14 protein-coding genes and 1 pseudogene are annotated in these 17,554 nt (G+C 67.0%); 7 read left to right on the forward strand and 8 right to left on the reverse strand.

The features are described from left to right. Positions 1-49: 49 nt before the first annotated feature. The 4 genes from LK409_RS09990 to LK409_RS10005 all read left to right on the forward strand — a co-directional run bounded on the left by LK409_RS09990 (position 50) and on the right by LK409_RS10005 (position 2,390). Positions 50-505, forward strand: coding sequence for a DUF1178 family protein (locus tag LK409_RS09990; RefSeq protein ID WP_041937208.1), 456 nt, complete (start codon positions 50-52; stop codon positions 503-505). A 57-nt stretch (positions 506-562) separates the two neighbouring features. Next, entirely contained in the window at positions 563-1,267 is a 705-nt protein-coding gene (locus LK409_RS09995) for an RNA polymerase sigma factor (RefSeq protein ID WP_003810191.1), read from the forward strand. 146 nt (positions 1,268-1,413) lie between these two features. Further along, positions 1,414-1,983 (forward strand): ferritin-like domain-containing protein, encoded by a 570-nt coding sequence (locus LK409_RS10000; RefSeq protein WP_010928520.1) that lies wholly within the window; start codon positions 1,414-1,416, stop codon positions 1,981-1,983. Beyond that, on the forward strand, positions 1,980-2,390 hold the full coding sequence (locus tag LK409_RS10005; RefSeq protein ID WP_010928521.1) for a c-type cytochrome: 411 nt from the start codon (positions 1,980-1,982) through the stop codon (positions 2,388-2,390). Before LK409_RS10000 ends, LK409_RS10005 begins: the two co-directional genes overlap by 4 nt. A gap of 166 nt (positions 2,391-2,556) precedes the next feature. Here the strand turns inward: LK409_RS10005 and efp are convergent, their stop codons facing one another. The 3 genes from efp to LK409_RS10020 all read right to left on the reverse strand — a co-directional run bounded on the left by efp (position 2,557) and on the right by LK409_RS10020 (position 5,587). Then, a complete protein-coding gene (efp, locus tag LK409_RS10010; protein ID WP_003810194.1) occupies positions 2,557-3,114 on the reverse strand; it encodes an elongation factor P in 558 nt (185 codons plus the stop codon). Between the two features lie 142 nt (positions 3,115-3,256). Beyond that, on the reverse strand, positions 3,257-4,369 hold the full coding sequence (earP, locus tag LK409_RS10015) for an elongation factor P maturation arginine rhamnosyltransferase EarP (protein ID WP_010928522.1): 1,113 nt from the start codon (positions 4,367-4,369) through the stop codon (positions 3,257-3,259). A gap of 15 nt (positions 4,370-4,384) precedes the next feature. After that, complete coding sequence (locus LK409_RS10020) at positions 4,385-5,587, reverse strand: DUF2863 family protein (RefSeq protein WP_003810196.1); 1,203 nt, start codon at positions 5,585-5,587, stop codon at positions 4,385-4,387. Between the two features lie 169 nt (positions 5,588-5,756). On the opposite strand from LK409_RS10020, the gene LK409_RS10025 reads away from it, so the two are divergent. Beyond that, positions 5,757-6,533 carry a DODA-type extradiol aromatic ring-opening family dioxygenase gene (locus LK409_RS10025; protein WP_165326866.1) on the forward strand — a complete coding sequence of 259 codons (777 nt, stop codon included), beginning with the start codon at positions 5,757-5,759 and terminating at the stop codon, positions 6,531-6,533. A 108-nt stretch (positions 6,534-6,641) separates the two neighbouring features. Here LK409_RS10025 and acnA read toward each other — a convergent pair whose 3' ends face one another. Together acnA and LK409_RS10035 are read right to left on the reverse strand one after the other, a co-directional pair. Next, positions 6,642-9,347: an aconitate hydratase AcnA gene (acnA, locus tag LK409_RS10030; RefSeq protein WP_010928524.1), complete on the reverse strand. Its 2,706-nt coding sequence runs from the start codon at positions 9,345-9,347 to the stop codon at positions 6,642-6,644. 237 nt (positions 9,348-9,584) lie between these two features. Further along, positions 9,585-10,187 carry a lipoprotein gene (locus LK409_RS10035; protein ID WP_003810199.1) on the reverse strand — a complete coding sequence of 201 codons (603 nt, stop codon included), beginning with the start codon at positions 10,185-10,187 and terminating at the stop codon, positions 9,585-9,587. Positions 10,188-10,463: 276 nt separating this feature from the next. On the opposite strand from LK409_RS10035, the gene LK409_RS10040 reads away from it, so the two are divergent. Further along, positions 10,464-12,668: a TonB-dependent receptor gene (locus LK409_RS10040; RefSeq protein WP_003810200.1), complete on the forward strand. Its 2,205-nt coding sequence runs from the start codon at positions 10,464-10,466 to the stop codon at positions 12,666-12,668. A gap of 161 nt (positions 12,669-12,829) precedes the next feature. Further along, positions 12,830-13,567, forward strand: a pseudogene (locus LK409_RS10045) (haloacid dehalogenase type II). Positions 13,568-13,572: 5 nt separating this feature from the next. Here the strand turns inward: LK409_RS10045 and LK409_RS10050 are convergent. The 3 genes from LK409_RS10050 to acnB form a co-directional block, all read right to left on the reverse strand. Beyond that, positions 13,573-14,175 (reverse strand): OmpA family protein, encoded by a 603-nt coding sequence (locus LK409_RS10050; RefSeq protein WP_010928526.1) that lies wholly within the window; start codon positions 14,173-14,175, stop codon positions 13,573-13,575. 1 nt (position 14,176) lies between these two features. Continuing rightward, complete coding sequence (locus LK409_RS10055; protein ID WP_010928527.1) at positions 14,177-14,515, reverse strand: hypothetical protein; 339 nt, start codon at positions 14,513-14,515, stop codon at positions 14,177-14,179. Positions 14,516-14,909: 394 nt separating this feature from the next. Next, complete coding sequence (gene acnB / locus LK409_RS10060) at positions 14,910-17,501, reverse strand: bifunctional aconitate hydratase 2/2-methylisocitrate dehydratase (RefSeq protein WP_003810204.1); 2,592 nt, start codon at positions 17,499-17,501, stop codon at positions 14,910-14,912. Positions 17,502-17,554 lie beyond the last annotated feature (53 nt).

Genomic DNA, 17,554 nt, shown 5'->3' on the forward strand with positions numbered 1-17,554 from the left:
ATAGGCGGCTACGCTTGTATTATTGCCGGTTCGCCCTCATATAGACGCCATGGCACTCAAAGTATTCGATCTGCAGTGTGAGCAAGGCCACGTGTTCGAAGGCTGGTTCGGCTCGCACGAAGACTACGACGCCCAGCAGGCGCGCGGCCAGATCGCGTGCCCGGTCTGCGAGTCGTCCCGCATCACCAAGCGCTTGTCCGCGCCGCGCCTGAACGTGGCGCACCTGCATCAGCCCGCTGCGGCGCCGGCGCCCGCCCCGCAGTCCGAGGCCGCGCGCATGGCGCGCCTGCAGGCGGCGGTGCTGCGCCAGGTGCGCGAGCTGGTGCGCAACACCGAGAACGTCGGCGCGCGCTTTGCCCAAGAGGCGCGCCGCATTCACGAAGGCGAGGCCGACGAGCGGCCGATCTGCGGCACCGCCACGCCCCAGGAGCGCGCCGAGCTGGCCGACGACGGCATCGACGTCGTCAGCCTGCCGGCTTTTCTCGACGACGAGCGCATGCAATAAGCGCCGGCCGGGAACGCGGGCGCGGCCCGCGCCATCCAATGCGTGGAGGCCACCACCATGCACCCGTCACCACTGCAATCCCAGGCGCCGGCTCCCGAGCTGGCCGCGGACGCCCAACTGGCCGCGCGCGCGGCCGCTGGCGAGGACAGCGCGTTCGAAACCATCATGCGGCGCCACAACCGCCTGCTGTTTCGCACCGCCCGCAGCATCCTGCACAGCGACGCCGAAGCCGAGGACGCGCTGCAGGAGGCCTATCTGCGCGCCTGGCGCGCGCTGGGCAGCTTTCGCGCCGACGCCCGGCTGTCCACCTGGCTGGTGCGCATCGTCATCAACGAATCGCTGGGCCGGCTGCGGCGCGGGCAGGCGCAGGTCATTCCCCTGGATGCCGCCATGGAATCGACCGATCCGCAGAACCAGGAGTGGCTGCACGACGCCATCGATCAGCAGCCGGATCGCCAGGCCATGCGCGCCGAGATCCGCCGCCTGATGGAAGCGCGCATCGATCTCCTGCCCGACGCGTTCCGCAGCGTGTTCGTGCTGCGCGCCGTCGAGGAGCTGAGCGTGGAAGAGGTCGCGCAGGCGCTCGATATTCCCGAGGCGACCGTGCGCACACGCTTTTTCCGCGCCCGCGGCCTGCTGCGCGAAGGCCTGTCGCGCGACGTCGACATGGCGATCGGCGACGCGTTCTCGTTCGACGGGCAGCGCTGCGACCGTATCGTGGCCGCCGTGCTGGCGCGGCGGGGCGAGCGCGCCGGCGCCTGACCGGCGCAGGAACGGCAGGGGCGGCCGCCTCATCCAACAGGCAGGACTGTTCGCCAAAGCGGATGGTCCGGCGCCGGTTCGCCGGCGCCGCGGCCGCGGGCCGGCATTTCCGTCCAGCCCGGCCGTCCATCGCCACGGAGACAGCCATGTCGTTCCTGCAGATATCCAGCCCCTGTGCGGCGCGCCGCCGCTTCCTCGGCCATGGTGGCCTGGTTCTTTCGGCCGCCGCGGTCGCGCTGCTGGCCGGCAAGGATGCGCGGGCCGCGCAAGCCGGGTCGGGCTCCAGCCAGGATGTACAGATCCTCAATACCGCGCTGGCGGCCGAGCTCGAGGCCATCGCCGCCTACCAGCTGGGCGCCGAGAGCAAGCTGCTGGACAAGCCCGTGCTCGCGCTGGCGCTGACCTTCCAGGGCCATCACAAGGAGCATGCCGACGTGCTGGGCAAGACCGTGGAAAAACTGGGCGGCCAGCCGGTGGCGGCCAAGCGCAACTATGCGTTCCCGACCAGCCAGTTGAAGTCGCAGGCCGACGTATTGCGTTTCGCCGCGAAGCTGGAGCAGGGCGCCGTCAGCGCCTACCTGGGCGCCGTGCCGCTGTTCGCCAATCGCGACCTGTCCAAGGCCGCGGCCAGCATACTGGGCGACGAAGCGATACACTGGGCCGTGTTGCGCCAGGCGCTGGGCGAGCCCCCGGTCCCTTCGGCCTTCGTATCATGAACGCGGGCCTGGCCTGGCGGGCCGGCGCGCTGTGCCTGGCCCTGGCTGCGTCGGCGGCCGCGCGGGCCGCAGCGCCCGACCCGGTGCGCGGCGAGCAGGTCTACGCGCGCTGCCTGGCCTGCCACGCGCTGGCCTACGACCGGGTGGGGCCGCGCCACTGCGGCCTGCTCGGGCGCAAGGCCGGCAGCGTGCCCGGCTTCGCCTATACGCAAGCCATGGAAGACTCCGGCCTGACCTGGGACGCCACCACGCTCGACCGCTTCCTGGCCGATCCCTTGAAGACGGTGCCAGGCACCGCCATGACTTACGCGGGCGTGCCGGATGCGGGCGAGCGCGCCGACCTCATCGCCTACTTGCGCGCGGCCGCCGCCTCGCCGGCGTGCGCGGGCGTGGCCACGCCGCATTAGATTCGGTGCCTGTCCCGCCGGGAGCGTGGTGTGCCTGTCCCGGCGGGGACAGGCACACTGCACGGGCAGGCGCCAATCCCCATGCGGGACAGGTACCCCGCCCGGCGCAAAAAAAACGGGCCGCGCATGCGGCCCGTTTCGGTTGCGCCTGCGAGCGGCGCGCGCATCAGTTGACGCGGCTGCGGTACTCGTTGGTGCGGGTATCGATTTCGATCTTGTCGCCGATCGCGCAGAACAGCGGCACGCTCAGTTCGAAGCCGGTGTTGATCTTGGCGGGCTTGAGCACCTTGCCCGAGGTGTCGCCGCGCACGGCGGGTTCGGTGTAGGTGATCTCGCGCACCAGGATGGTGGGCAGCTCGACCGAGATGGCGCGGCCGTCGTAGAAGACCACCTCGACGGGCATGGCTTCTTCCAGGTAGTTCAGCGCGTCGCCCATGCTGTCGGCTTCGATTTCGTACTGGTTGTACTCTTCGTCCATGAAGACGTACATCGGATCGCCGAAGTACGAGTACGTGCATTCCTTGCGTTCCAGCACCACGACGTCGAACTTCTCGTCGGCCTTGTAGACCGACTCGCTGCCCGAGCCGGTCAGCAGGTTCTTGAACTTCAGCTTGACGACGGCGGCATTGCGGCCGGACTTGTTGTATTCGGTCTTCTGGACGACGAGCGGGTCCTTGCCGACCATGATCACGTTGCCGACTCGCAATTCCTGAGCGGTTTTCATCGATTAAAACTCCGGGGTGATTTGCGCACTCGCCGTGCTTGCGCGCTGTGCTTTCAGGCAACCGCTGCGCCCCGGGAGGCTGTCAAAGTGAGGCCTTGAGCACCGGCCGATCCGGGCAAAGCAACTCAGATAACTCTCTATTCTAGCTTGTCTTGGCCAGTTCCGCGCAGAAATCCGCGAGAGCGTCCCCCAAATCGGGGCGCGCCGCCTGGGCGGCGTCCCAGGCGCGCGCCGCCTGGTTCCACTCTCCCCAGGCGGGTTCGGCCAGCGCGCCGGCCAGGGCCTGTTGCGGCGCCGGCGCGCCGGGCGCCTGGTTCCAGGCGCGCATCAGCGCATGGGCGGCCGCCGGCGCCGGGTAGCGCGCCAGCCACGCCTGCAGCTTCTCGAGGTGGGCGTTCTCGGCTTGCGCGTAGATCTGCCACAGCAGCGGGCGGGCGGCCCAGGCGGCGCGCACGAACGAGTCCTCGCCGCGCACGCAATTCAGGTCGGCGCACCACAGCAGGCGGTCGAAGTCCGGCTGGCTGACATAGGGCACCCGCGCGAGCGTCAGCTGGCCGTGCTGCCCGGGTTCGGGCAGTCCGGGCGCCACGCCTTGCGGCACCAACAGCAGCGTGGGGCGCGCGTCCTGCATCAGCGCGTGCGCCAGCGCCTGGTAGGGAGCGTCCGGGTAGCAGAACAGGTTCACCAGCCGCGCGCCGTCGTCCCGGCGGGCCAGGGCCGCCTCGTCCAGGCCCAGCGCGCGCAGCAGCGTCCGTTGTTGCGCGCGCGAGGTCTGCAGGGCGTCGCGGTCGCGGCTCAGCCCCGGCTCGCGGATCAGGCCGCCGGTGGCGGCGCTGAAGCCGGGAAAGAAGAAATGCTTGACCAGGCCGTCGGCGCGCTGCGAGGGCAGGCCGTGGCAGGTTTCCACCCAGGCTTCGGCGCTGAGATATTCCAGGTTGATCCACACCGGCTGGACCTGCCGCATGGCCGCGACGTACGCGGGCGGCGGATCGCAGGCGAAGGCCTCGATCACCACGTCGCCGGGCGTTTGCGGCCATTCGGCACGGTCGTCCCAGCGCAGGATTTCTATCGTGTCGCATACCTGCTGGTCGCGGTCCGGCACGATGCCGGGCTGGATGCGCGCGAACGCCGCCAGGTCATCCACCCACAGGCGCACCTGCCAGCGTCGCCCGTGCGCCAGGCGGCGCGCCAGGCGCCAGCACACGCCGATATCGCCCAGGTTGTCGATGAGGCGGCAGAAAATATCGGCGCGCATGGCGGCGCGATCCGGTCAGTGGAACTTGGCCGGCACCGCTTCGGCGTCTTCCGGCAGTTCCGCGTGCACCAGTTCGCCCAGCGGATTGGGAAAGTGCGGCGCGCCGCAGTCCTCGCAATACTCGGGCGGCAGTACGCCCGGGATGCGGCGCACGTCGCTCACGCCGTATTCCTTGAGCAGGGCCGCGATCTCGTCGACCGCGTCGGGCTGGCCCTCGTCGGCCGGGATGTCGTCCTCGCGCCCGTACAGCGGCCACACACAGCCGTAATAGACGTCGTTGCTGTTGCGCGCGGTAAAGCCGATACGGTATTCGTCGATGCGGGCTTCGCCGCAGCCCGCCACCACCGCGCGCATCTGCGAGGGCTCGAGGCTGACCGCGCTTTCCAGCCAGGCGATGGCGGCGCGCAGGGACAGCGGCCGCACCCGGCGGTCGGCTTCGCGGTTGCTCACGTAATAGGCGTCGGGCAGCAGGCATTCGATGCCGCAGCCCGGCAGCAGCGCGGCCAGCGTGGGCTGGGCCTGTTCCACCCATTGCGCCAGGCAGGCGTCGCGGCTGGCCTGCGGGTCGTCCCAGCGCTCCTGCCAGCGGAACACCGGCGCGCGCTCGGGCACGGCCACGGCCGCCACCACGTAGCGCGTGTCGGCCAGCATGTTGGCGGTTTCCACGTCGTCGTTCAAGGCGGGCTTGGCGGTTTCCGCGCCCAGCGCCTGCGTGCCCAGGCGGTGCAGCCATTGCCAGGTCTCGGCGAAGGTGCGCGGCATCTGGTCGATGCTGACCAGGTGCGGCATCAGGGCCACGCGCACGCCGTCGGCCAGGATGTGGCCATGCAGCTGCGCCAGCAGCGCCTGCTGGGCCGGCGCCGGAATCGGCCCGGTGGGAATCGTGTAGCGCGTCCACGCCACGACGGGCGCCACCAGCAGCACTACGTCATGGCGGGTGCCGTTCTTTTCGATCTGCATCGATTCGGACAGTGTCTCGGACTGCTCGATCAGCACTTCGTAGGCGCCGGGATCGGTTTGCGCGAGATTGTCCAGCGCGCTTTCCAGCGGCGCGTCATGGCCGCTGCGCAGCAGCTTGGTGATGGCCTCCGCCAACTGTGCCTCCCAGTACAGGTCTTCGACCTTGCTGCCTGAGCGGTCGAGCGCGTGGGCCAGCGCCACCAGGCGCGAAGCGTCGCGGTTCAGCCGGGGAGAGGATTGACTGCGGGTACGGGCCATGAGGTGAGATCAGACGAAATAAAGTGGCGAACCTCATAGTGTACCTGTCCGGGCCGCCGGGGCCGTGCTGTGTTGTTGCTATATTGGCAATAGTCTATGGATAGTCATGGGATTTATTGCTGGGCTGAAAATTCCGACAATAAGCCATCCCTATTTGCCGGAGGTCGCCATGCGCCTGCCCACCTTGTTCGTTTCCCATGGTTCCCCCATGCTCGCGGTCGAGCCAGGCCGCACCGGCCCCGCGCTGGCTGCCTGGAGCGACGGGCTGCCCGAGCGCCCGCGCGCGGTGCTGGTGGTTTCGCCGCACTGGATGGGGCAGGGCCTGGCGGTCTCGACCCGCGACCGCCAGGTCGCCTGGCACGATTTCGGCGGCTTTCCCGCCGACCTGTACCAGCTGCAGTACCCGGCCGAGGGCTCGCCCCGGTTGGCGCAACAGGTGGTGGACGTGCTCGCGCACGCCGGCATCCAGGCCGGCAACGATGCGCGGCGTCCGCTCGACCATGGCGCCTGGGTGCCGTTGCGCTACCTGTGTCCGCACGCCGACCTGCCGGTCGTGCAGCTGTCGCTGGACATGGAGCGCGACGCGCGCGGCCAGTATGCGCTGGGCCAGGCGCTGGCGCCGCTGCGCGATGACGGCGTGCTGGTGATCGGATCGGGTTCGCTGACGCACAATCTGCGCGACGTGCGCATGCCGCACGCAGCGCCGCCCGAGGATTACGTGGCGCCGTTTCAGCAATGGTATGCCGAGCATCTGGCCGCGGGCGACGTCGAGGCGCTGCTGGACTGGCAGGCGCGCGCGCCGGGCGCTGCCCGCGCTCATCCGCACGACGACCACCTGATGCCGCTGTACGTGGCGCTGGGGGCGGGCGGCATGCCCGCGCGCCGCCTCAACGACGAGGTCGCATACGGCGCGCTGGCCATGGACGCCTACCAGTTCGGCGCCTGAGCCGCGACCGGCCGCATGATCCGCGCCGTGTGATCCCGTCCAACGAAAAAACCCTCCGGCCAGCAGGCCGGAGGGTTCGGGTCGCGCAGGTCTTGAGGCGGGCCGCCGTTAGGCGGCCAGCAACTGACGCAGTACGAACGGCAGGATGCCGCCGTGCTGGTAGTAATCGACCTCGATGGGCGTGTCGATGCGCAGCAGCACCGTCACGTCCTGGCGCGAGCCATCGGCGCGGTGGATCGTCAGGGTGACGTCCTGCATCGGCTTGATGCCGCCTTCCAGGCCCGTGACGTCGAACGTCTCGTTGCCCACGATGCCCAGCGACTGCGCGCTGTCGCCGCCCTTGAACTGCAGCGGCAGCACGCCCATGCCCACCAGGTTGCTGCGGTGGATGCGCTCGAAGCTGCGCGCGATCACGGCCTTCACGCCCAGCAGCTGCGTTCCCTTGGCGGCCCAGTCGCGCGACGACCCGGTGCCGTACTCCTCGCCGCCGAACACGACCGAGGACGTGCCTTGCGCCACGTACTTCATGGCGGCGTCGTAGATCGACATCTGCTCGCCGGTGGGCTGGAACAGCGTCTCGCCGCCTTCGAAGCGGCTGCCGTCCGGACGGGCCGGGATCATGAGGTTCTTGATGCGCACGTTGGCGAACGTGCCGCGCATCATGATCTCGTGGTTGCCGCGCCGCGAACCGTAGCTGTTGAAGTCGGCCTTCATCACGCCGTTCTCCTTGAGCCACTTGCCGGCCGGCGAGGTCTCCTTGATGGAGCCGGCCGGCGAGATGTGGTCGGTGGTCACCGAGTCGCCGAAGATGCCCAGCGCGCGCGCGCCCTTGACCGCCGGCATTGCGGCGGGCGTCATTCCAAAGCCTTCGAAGAACGGCGGCTCGGCGATGTAGGTCGATTCGGGCCAGTTATAGGTCTCGCCCGTCACGCCCTTGATGTTCTCCCACAGCTTGCCGGGGTTGCTCTTGACCTGGCTATAGTTTTCCTTGAAGGCGGTCGGATTCATGGCGAACTTGAGCAGCGCCTGGATCTCCTCGCTGCTCGGCCAGATGTCGCCCAGCCACACGTCGCCGTTCTTGCCGCGGCCCACCGGTTCGGTCATCAGGTCGCGCGTGACCGTGCCGGCCAGCGCGTACGCCACCACCAGCGGCGGCGAGGCCAGGAAGTTGGCCTTGATGTTCGGGTGGATGCGGGCCTCGAAGTTGCGGTTGCCCGACAGCACGGCCGAGCACACCAGGTCGTTGCCCAGGATGGCTTCGTTCAGGTCGGCGGTCAGGTCGCCCGCGTTGCCGATGCAGGTGGTGCAGCCGTAGGCCGCCACGTCGAAGCCCAGCTTCTCGAGATAGGGCAGCAGGCCGGTCTTGGTCAGATATTCCGTGACCACGCGCGATCCGGGCGCCAGCGAGGTCTTGATGTGCTTGGGCACCTTCAGGCCGGCCTCGACCGCCTTCTTGGCCAGCAGGCCGGCGGCCAGCAGCACGCTGGGGTTCGACGTGTTGGTGCACGACGTGATGGCGGCGATCAGGATGTCGCCGTTCTTGACCTTGGTGCCGGCGCTGGTCGTGTAGGTCTGGTGCAGCTTGTCGGCCGGCTGGTTGAAGCCGTTTTCGGCGATGGGCTTGGAGAACAGCTCGGTGAAGGTGTTCTTGACGTTGCCGATCTCGATGCGGTCCTGCGGGCGCTTGGGGCCGGCCAGCGACGGCGCCACGGTGCCCAGGTCCAGCGTCAGCAGCTTGGTGTAGTTGATGTCCTTGGCCTTGGGCACGCCGAACATCTTCTGCGCCTTGAAATAGGCCTCGAGGGCGGCGATTTCCTCGGCCGTGCGGCCGGTGCCTTCGAAGTAATCGATGGTGCGTTCGTCGACCGGGAAAAAGCCCATGGTCGCGCCGTACTCGGGCGCCATGTTGCCGATGGTGGCCCGGTCGGTGACCGACAGGCTGGCGGTGCCTTCGCCGCAGAATTCGACGAACTTGCCCACCACCTTCTCGCGGCGCAGCATCTCGGTGATGGTCAGCACCAGGTCGGTGGCGGTCACGCCGCCGCGCAGCTTGCCCTTGAGCTCCACGCCGACCACGTCCGGCGTCAGGAAATAGACCGGCTGGCCCAGCATGCCGGCCTCGGCCTCGATGCCGCCCACGCCCCAGCCGACCACGCCGATGCCGTTGATCATGGTGGTGTGGCTGTCGGTGCCCACCAGCGAGTCGGGGTAGTAGACGTCGTTGTTCTTGTCACGGTGCACGCCGCGCGCCAGGTACTCGAGGTTGACCTGGTGCACGATGCCGAAGCCCGGGGGCACCACGCCGAAGGTGTCGAAGGCCTGCATGCCCCACTTCATGAACTGGTAGCGCTCGCGGTTGCGCTGGAACTCCAGCTTCATGTTCAGGTCGAGCGCGTTCTTGGTGCCGAAGTAATCGATCATGACCGAGTGGTCCACCACCAGGTCCACCGGCACCAGCGGCTCGATGCGCTTGGGGTCCTTGCCCATCTTGGCAGCCACCGAACGCATGGCGGCGATATCGGCCAGCAGCGGCACGCCGGTGAAGTCCTGCAGCACCACCCGCGCCACCACGAAGGGGATCTCGTCCTCGCGCTTGGCGTTGGCCTGCCAGTTGGCCAATTGGCGCACGTGCTCTTGCGTGACCTTGGCGCCGTCACAGTTGCGCAGCACCGATTCGAGCACGATGCGGATGGACACCGGCAAGCGCTGTACATCCACGCCCAGGGCCTTGCCCAGGGCCGGCAGCGAATAGAGCTGACAGGTTTTCTTGCCGATCTTGAAAGTCTTGAGAGTGTCGAACGTATTGTGCGGCATGATGGACTCCGTGATGTGACCGCGTAAAGCCGCCATTTTCAGGCGTTTTGACGCGCTTGTCATGCAATGCGGGACAAAGCGGGGGTTGGGTTGATGTCTTGTGTCTTATATAAGACTTGATCGATGCGTCAAAAGTTCCCGCGCGAGGCGGGAGCCGGGCCGACGTGCTCCCATGGTTTTACCAAGATCCGGCTATCGGCGGCATGACAGCGCGCAAGCAGCGGGCCGGTCGCCGACTCAGAACAGCCAGCCGCCGCGGTTCAGCTCGCGCTCGCAGCCCTTGTACTGGGCGCCGAAGCGTTCGGCGCGCGCCTGCACCTGCTGCGCCACCCGCTTGAGCCAGGCCTTGCGGTCGTAGCTGCGGTTGCGATAGCCGGTCCAGCCCTCATGGTAGTTCAGGTATTGGCCGTAGGCGTCCCATTTCGAGACGCCGTTGATGCGCTGGGTCTTGCTCATGTACCAGCCCATGAAGTCCAGCGCGTCGGAAAAGTTGTCGCGGCTGGCCAGCCAGCCGCCGGCCTCGCGCTTGTAGTCGGCCCAGGTTTCGTCCTTGGCCTGCGCATAGCCATAGGCCGAGCTGACCCGGCCCCAGGGAATGAACCCGAGGAAGTAGTAGCGCGGCGGCAGGGCGTCGTGCCGAAAGCTGGATTCCTGGTACATCATCGCGATCGGCACATTGACCGGCGCGCCCCATTTCTTCTGCACATCGAGGGCGGCATCGTGCCAGGAGGGCTTCTCGCGGAAGATGGCGCAGATGTTCTCGGGGTCGGCCGGAGGGCGCGTGCTGGCGCAGCCCGCCAGGGCAAGAAGGGTGGGCAGCAGGATCCAGCGTCCGAACATTGCGTCTCGTCTCTCCAGTCACTGCGGCATTCTAAGTGTTCTCCGGGCCATGTCCCGTCCAAGAACAGGGCCGATTTCCCGTCTTTTGTGCGAAAGGTCTTTGCATGTCCCGGCGTTGCCGCCGCGCGACGGATTTTTTATTTTGAATGAGAACGATTTGATTTATTAGTTAAGATGGCAGGCTCTCATGCACGCAAGCCGGTGGGCGGTGGCCATGGCCGGCCCGCGCACGGCAGGCCGCTTGCGTGGCCGCACATCCCCCTACGGACAACCACCATGAAGCCATTACCGCTCGCTTATCTCGCCGTGCTGCTGCCCTGGTACGCAGGCGTCATCCAGGCGCAAGCCGCGCCCGCCGCCGGCGGCGATGCCTCGATCACCCTGGACGCCGTCAGGGTCGAGGCCAGCGCCGACGCCTCCGCCGGCGGCCTGGCGCCGGCGTTCGCGGGAGGCCAGGTCGCCACGGGCGCGAAGGTCGGCATCCTCGGCACGCGCGACAACCTGGAAACCCCGTTCTCCATCACCGCCTACACCAACGAACTGATCCAGGACCGCCAGGCCAAGGGGGTGGGCGACGTCCTGCAGAACGACCCCGGCGTGCGGGTGGCGCGCGGGTTCGGCAACTTCCAGGAGTCGTATTTCATCCGCGGCTTCATCCTCAGCTCGGACGACATCGCGTACAACGGCCTCTACGGCCTGTTGCCGCGCCAGTACATCTCGACCCAGCTGTTCGAGCGCGTCGAGGTGCTGCGCGGCGCCTCGGCGTTTCTTACCGGCGCGCCGCCGTCCGGCGGCGGGATCGGCGGGGTGATCAACCTGGTTCCCAAGCGCGCGCCCAACGAGCCGCTGACGCGCTTTTCGGCCGGCTACGGCAGCGACAGCATGCTCGAGGCCTCGGCCGACATCGGCCGGCGCTTCGGCCCGGACGACAGCGTCGGGATCCGCATCAACGCCGCCCAGCGCGGCGGCGAGACCGCCATCGACGGCGAGCGCACCCGCACCACGGTGTTCGCGCTGGGCCTGGACTGGCGCGGCGAGCGCGCGCGCCTGTCGGCCGATATCGGCTACCAGGACAACCGCCTGAAGCGGGCGCGCCCCAATGTCACGCTGGCTGGCGATGCCGCCAAGGTGCCGGGCGCGCCCGACGCCGGCTCCAACTATGCCCAGCCCTGGTCGTACTCCAACGAGCGCGACGTGTTCGGCACGTTGCGCGGCGAATATGACTTCAACGACCGCATAACGGGCTGGGCCGCCTATGGCATGCGCCAGAGCAAGGAGGAGAACTCGCTGGCCAACCTGAACGGCGTCAACGGCGCGGGGCAGGGCAAGTTCTACCGCTTCGACAACGCCCGCGAGGATACCGTCAACACGGGCGAGATCGGCCTGCGCGCCAAGGCGCGCACCGGCCCGGTGGGACACGAACTGGTCGCCTCGGCGTCCTATTTCGACCTCGAGAAGAAGAACGCCTATGTCATGGACTTCTTCAACCAGTTCGACACCAGCATCTACGACCCCGTCAGCTACGCCAAGCCGGCCATCAGCAGCACCGCGTTTCGCGGCAACGACATGGACGATCCCGCCAAGCAGGGCGTCATCCGGCTGGCCAGCTATGCGCTGGGCGACACCATGTCGTTCTTCGACGACAAGGTGCTGCTGACCGCCGGCATCCGCCACCAGCGCCTCTACCAGCGCGACTACAGCTACGACACGGGCATCGGCGGCACGCCCTACGAGCAAAGCCACAACTCGCCCGCCGCCGGCCTGGTGGTGCGCGTGACGCCCCAGGTGTCGCTGTACGCCAACTACATCGAGGCCCTGTCGGCGGGCGACACCGCGCCGCAGACCGCCAACGGCCTGCCGGTGGTCAACCACGGCGAATCGCTGGCGCCCTATGTGTCCAAGCAGAAGGAAGTGGGCGTCAAGTTCGAGCACGACGGCCTGGGCGGCGGCCTGGCGCTCTTTTCCACCGACAAGCCGCGCGGGTTCGTGGGCGATGACCAGGTCTTCCGCGCTTCGGGCAAGGACCGCCACCGCGGGGTCGAACTGACGACTTACGGCGAGCTCACGCGCAGCGTGCGCGTGCTGGGCGGGCTGACCTGGCTGGACGCCAAGCAGCTCAGTACCGGCAACGCCGCCACCGACGGCAAGCGCGTCATCGGCGTGCCGCGCTTCCAGGCCAACCTCGGCGTGGAGTGGGACATCCCCGGCGTGCAGGGCCTGACCGTGGACGGACGCGTGGTCTATACGGGCTCGTCCTATGCGGATGCGGCCAACACCCTGGAGGTGCCGGGCTGGACGCGCCTGGACGCCGGCCTGCGCTACATGACCGATATCGGCGGCCATCTGGTGACCTGGCGCGCCCGCGTCGAGAACATCGCCAACCGCGACTACTGGTCCTCCGTGGGCGGCTACCCCGGCAATGGCTACCTGGTGCTGGGCGGTCCGCGCACCTTCACGCTGTCGGCTTCGATGGAGTTCTGACGCCGCGGGCGGCGTGCAACGGAATGACGCCTGGCGTAAGCTAGGCGCCATGCAGGAGCCTCCGCAGAGAACCCGGCAGGAGCATCGATGCGGCTGCCTGCCTGGCCGCAGGACCGAGGCTGACGTCCTGCATAGGTTGAAACTCAATGCGGAGGGATGCGATGGAACCCGCTCGTGCGACGGATATCGAGGTCTTGTTCTTTGACGTGCTGGGAACCGTCGTCGATTGGCGCGGCAGCATCGCGGACGAGGTCGCCGCATTCCTCAAGCGCCATGCGCTGCCTCATGTCGATGCCCATCAATTCGCGGATGCCTGGGTCGGGCAATATGATGCCGCCATCGAGCCGATCCGCGCCGGACAGCGAGCCTTTGCCCCTCTCGATATCATCAACATGGAGAATCTGCAGGCTTGCCTGGCGCAGTTCGATCTGACGCCATCGCGGTTCGCTCGCAGCGAACTGGAAACCCTGAACCATGCATGGCACAAGCTGCGGCCTTGGCCCGATTCGGTAGCAGGTATCGCTCAGCTGAAGCAGCGCTTTATCGTTGCGCCTTTGTCCGATGGGCATACCAGGTTGCTGGTCGACATGGCCAGGCACGCTGGCCTGTCGTGGGACATGGTTTTCGGTGCGGACGCTTCCCGATCCTATAAGCCTGCCCCCCAAGCCTATCTGCATGCCTGTGCATTGTTGGACGTGCCCCCGCAACGCGCCATGCTGGTCGCCGCGCATGGCTACGATCTGGATGCGGCTCGCTCATGCGGGCTGAAAACAGCCTATGTCTAGCGCCAGCGCGCAGCGGATCCGTCGAAGGCAGGTTATCGGGGGGCGCCTGAAAATTGGGACTACCAGGCTGGCAGCCTGACCGAGTTGGCGCAGTTGCTGGCCAAGGCCGCCTGATCGTGTCAGCGGTGGGGCAGCACAAACTCCACCCGGCGGTTCTGGGCGCGTCCTTGCGGATTGTCCGCCCCGTTGGCGAGCTGGTTTGGCTGTACGGGCCTGGCAGCCCCCAGGCCCCTGACCGACAGTTTCGCCGCGTCTACCCCGTGAGCGCCCAGCCACTGCGCAACGGCCTGGGCCCGTCGCAATGACAGGCCCTTGTTATAGGAGTCCGAGCCCTTGGAGTCCGTGTGACCTTCAATGGCGACGATGCCGGTGGCGGGGGATTTGATCAGCTTCGCGATGTCCTGCAGAGTGGGTTCGGCCGCGGCGAGTATGTCGGCCTTGTCGAAATCGAAGAGTACGTCGCCCATCATGGCGATGGTGACGGCATCCTTGCCCTGCCGTACCGACACGCCTTCATGGCGCGCGGCCAGCGCACCCACTTGGGCGCTCAGGTCCGATATGTCGCCGTCGGTGTCGGACGGCAAGCCCTTCAGGTCCAGGATGGTCGCCTGCAAGCCCAGTATCGTGCTCTTATAGGGCGGCTCTTGCGCCATGGAACCGCTGGAGGCGGCAAGCAGCGCCAGCGCCGCCAGCAACGTTGGCCCGGCAGGATGGGTCGCCATCTCAGCGGTCGGTGATCTGGATGGCGTCGAAAGTCTCGACACCCGGGATCGTCAGCGAAACCTCTTTGATTTCCTTGGGCGGGGCGGGAAACTTGCCCTGCCAGCTGCCCGCGATGGGCGCATCGCTTGACGTCCGTATCAGTACCTTGGGATTCGTCAGCGGTACATCGTTGCTATCTTTCAATAGCAGGTGTTTCTTATTGCCTGCGATCACGTAAAAGCTGTTCTCGTAGTCGCTTTTGCTGATCTGCGAGTAGATCGTCTCCGTCTTGCCCATGACAACGGGCTTGAACCGGATCTTGATGGACAGGATCTCGCCACTGCGCACGGCGTTGATCACTTGTCCTTCGGCGCTGCCGGAGTTGGTCAGGCCAGTGGCCAGAGGGGTGGAGGGCTCGGCTTGAGCGGCGCTCGCCAATGCCATGCAGAATCCAAGAACGCAGGCCATGGTGGTCTTGCTGGTCGAAGCCACAATAAATTCCTTTGCTGTCGAGAAACCGGAAGAGGATTTGCCAAGGCAATGGTGTAACCCTCCAAACCCGTCTTGCCTGCAAGAATATGATTCTGTTTATTGGGCGTCGGTTGCAATCTTTTTGAAATGTTTCATGCGCGGTCTGCACGAAAACGCGGGCATGCAGCCCCCAAGGGGGCCTGGGTCTTCAGGGCTGCAAGCGCGTACAGCAAAAAGAAAGGCCCGCCTTGCGGCGGGCCCTTTGTCATGGCCGAAGACCGGCTCAGACCTCGATCACGTCGGCCACATCCTTGTAGTCGGGGATGCGGTCGAAGTTCAGGTACTGGTAGATCTGGTCGCCGCTCTTGTTGATGACGCCCATATCGGCCATGTACTCCTCGCGGGTCGGGATACGGCCCAGGCGCGAGCAGATCGCCGCCAGTTCCGCCGAGCCCAGGTACACGTTGGTGTTCTTGCCCAGGCGGTTGGGGAAGTTGCGCGTGCTGGTGGACATGACCGTCGCGCCCTCGCGCACTTGCGCCTGGTTGCCCATGCACAGCGAGCAGCCCGGCATTTCGGTGCGCGCGCCGGCCGTGCCGAAGACGCCGTAGTGGCCTTCCTCGGTGAGCTGCTGCGCGTCCATCTTGGTCGGCGGCGCCACCCACAGCTTGACCGGAATGTCGCGCTTGCCTTCCAGCAGCTTGGACGCCGCGCGGAAATGGCCGATGTTGGTCATGCAGCTGCCGATGAACACTTCGTCGATCTTGGCGCCGGCGACATCCGACAGCGTCTTGACGTCGTCGGGGTCGTTCGGGCAGGCCACGATGGGCTCGTGGATGTCGGCCAGGTCGATCTCGATCACGGCGGCGTAGTCGGCGTCGGCGTCCGGCTCCAGCAGCTTGGGATCGGCCAGCCAGGCTTCCATGGCCTTGATGCGGCGGCCCAGCGAGCGTTCGTCTTCATAGCCGTTGGCGATCATCCACTTCAGCATCACGATGTTGCTGTTGATGTACTCGATGATCGGCTCTTTGTGCAGGCGCACCGAGCAGCCGGCGGCCGAGCGTTCGGCCGAGGCGTCGGACAGCTCGAAGGCTTGCTCGACCTTCAGGTCGGGCAGGCCTTCGATTTCCAGGATGCGGCCCGAGAAGATGTTCTTCTTGCCTTGCTTGGCCACGGTCAGCAGGCCTTGCTTGATGGCATACAGCGGGATCGCATTGACCAGGTCGCGCAGCGTGACGCCGGGTTGCATCTTGCCCTTGAAGCGCACCAGCACCGATTCCGGCATGTCCAGCGGCATCACGCCGGTCGCCGCGGCGAAGGCCACCAGGCCCGAGCCGGCGGGGAACGAAATGCCGATCGGGAAGCGCGTGTGCGAGTCGCCGCCGGTGCCGACCGTGTCGGGCAGCAGCATGCGGTTCAGCCACGAGTGGATGACGCCGTCGCCGGGGCGCAGCGAAATGCCGCCGCGCGTGCTGATGAACTGCGGCAGGGTGTGGTGCGTCTTGACGTCCACCGGCTTGGGATAGGCGGCGGTATGGCAGAACGACTGCATCACCAGGTCGGCCGAGAAGCCCAGGCAGGCCAGGTCCTTCAGCTCGTCGCGGGTCATCGGGCCGGTGGTGTCCTGGCTGCCCACCGAGGTCATCTTCGGCTCGCAATAGGTGCCCGGGCGGATGCCCTGGCCTTCCGGCAGGCCGCAGGCGCGGCCGACCATCTTCTGGGCCAGCGTGTAGCCCTTGCCGGTGTCGGCCGGGTTGTTGGGCAGGCGGAACAGGGTGGAGGGCGGCAGGCCCAGGGCCTCCCGCGCCTTGGCGGTCAGGCCGCGGCCGATGATCAGCGGAATGCGGCCACCGGCGCGCACTTCGTCGAACAGCACGTCCGACTTGACCGTGAACTCGGCGATGGTCTCGCCATTCTTGATGGCCTTGCCGTCGTACGGGCGCAGTTCCACCACGTCGCCCATTTCCATTTTCGAGACGTCCAGCTCGATCGGCAGGGCGCCGGCGTCTTCCATCGTGTTGTAGAAGATGGGCGCGATCTTGCTACCCAGGCAGACGCCGCCGAAGCGCTTGTTGGGCACGAACGGGATATCTTCGCCGGTGAACCAGAGCACCGAGTTGGTGGCCGATTTGCGCGATGAGCCGGTGCCGACCACGTCGCCGACGTAGGCGACCAGGTGGCCTTTTTCCTTCAGCGATTCGATGAACTGCACGGGACCGCGCTTGCCGTCTTCCTCGGGCTCGAACGCCGCGCCGTCGCGCTTGTTCTTCAGCATCGCCAGGGCGTGCATCGGGATATCGGGGCGCGTGGTGGCGTCGGGGGCGGGCGACAGGTCGTCCGTGTTGGTTTCGCCGGGTACCTTGAAGACCGTGACGGTCAGGCTTTGCGGCACTTCCGGACGGCTGGTGAACCATTCGGCATCGGCCCAGCTCTGCAGCACCGACTTGGCGTTGGCGTTGCCCTTGTCCGCCTTCTCCTTGACGTCGTGGAAGGCGTCGAACATCAGCAGGGTCTTCTTCAGCGCGTCTGCGGCGATGGTGCCGACCTCGGCGTCGTCCAGCAGTTGCACCAGCGGGCCGATGTTGTAGCCGCCGAGCATCGTGCCCAGCAGTTCGGTCGCCTTGGCGCGGTCGATCAGGGCACACGATTCGGTGCCGAAGGCCACGGCGGCCAGGTACGAGGCCTTGACCTTGGCGGCGTCGTCCACGCCGGCGGGCACGCGGTAGGTCAGCAGCTCCAGCAGATTCTGCGCCTCGCCATCCGGCGGGTTTTTCAGCAGCTCGATCAGGTCAGCGGTTTGTTGCGCGGACAGCGGCAGCGGCGGAATGCCCAGGGCTGCACGGTCGGCGACGTGTTGACGGTACGTTTCCAGCATGGATGGCCTGCGTAATAGTCGGGTTGGAACAAGGGTTGTAGCCGGGATTGTAG

Origin of the sequence: Bordetella parapertussis, from assembly GCF_020735925.1 — a bacterium.
Lineage (GTDB): Bacteria > Pseudomonadota > Gammaproteobacteria > Burkholderiales > Burkholderiaceae_B > Bordetella > Bordetella pertussis.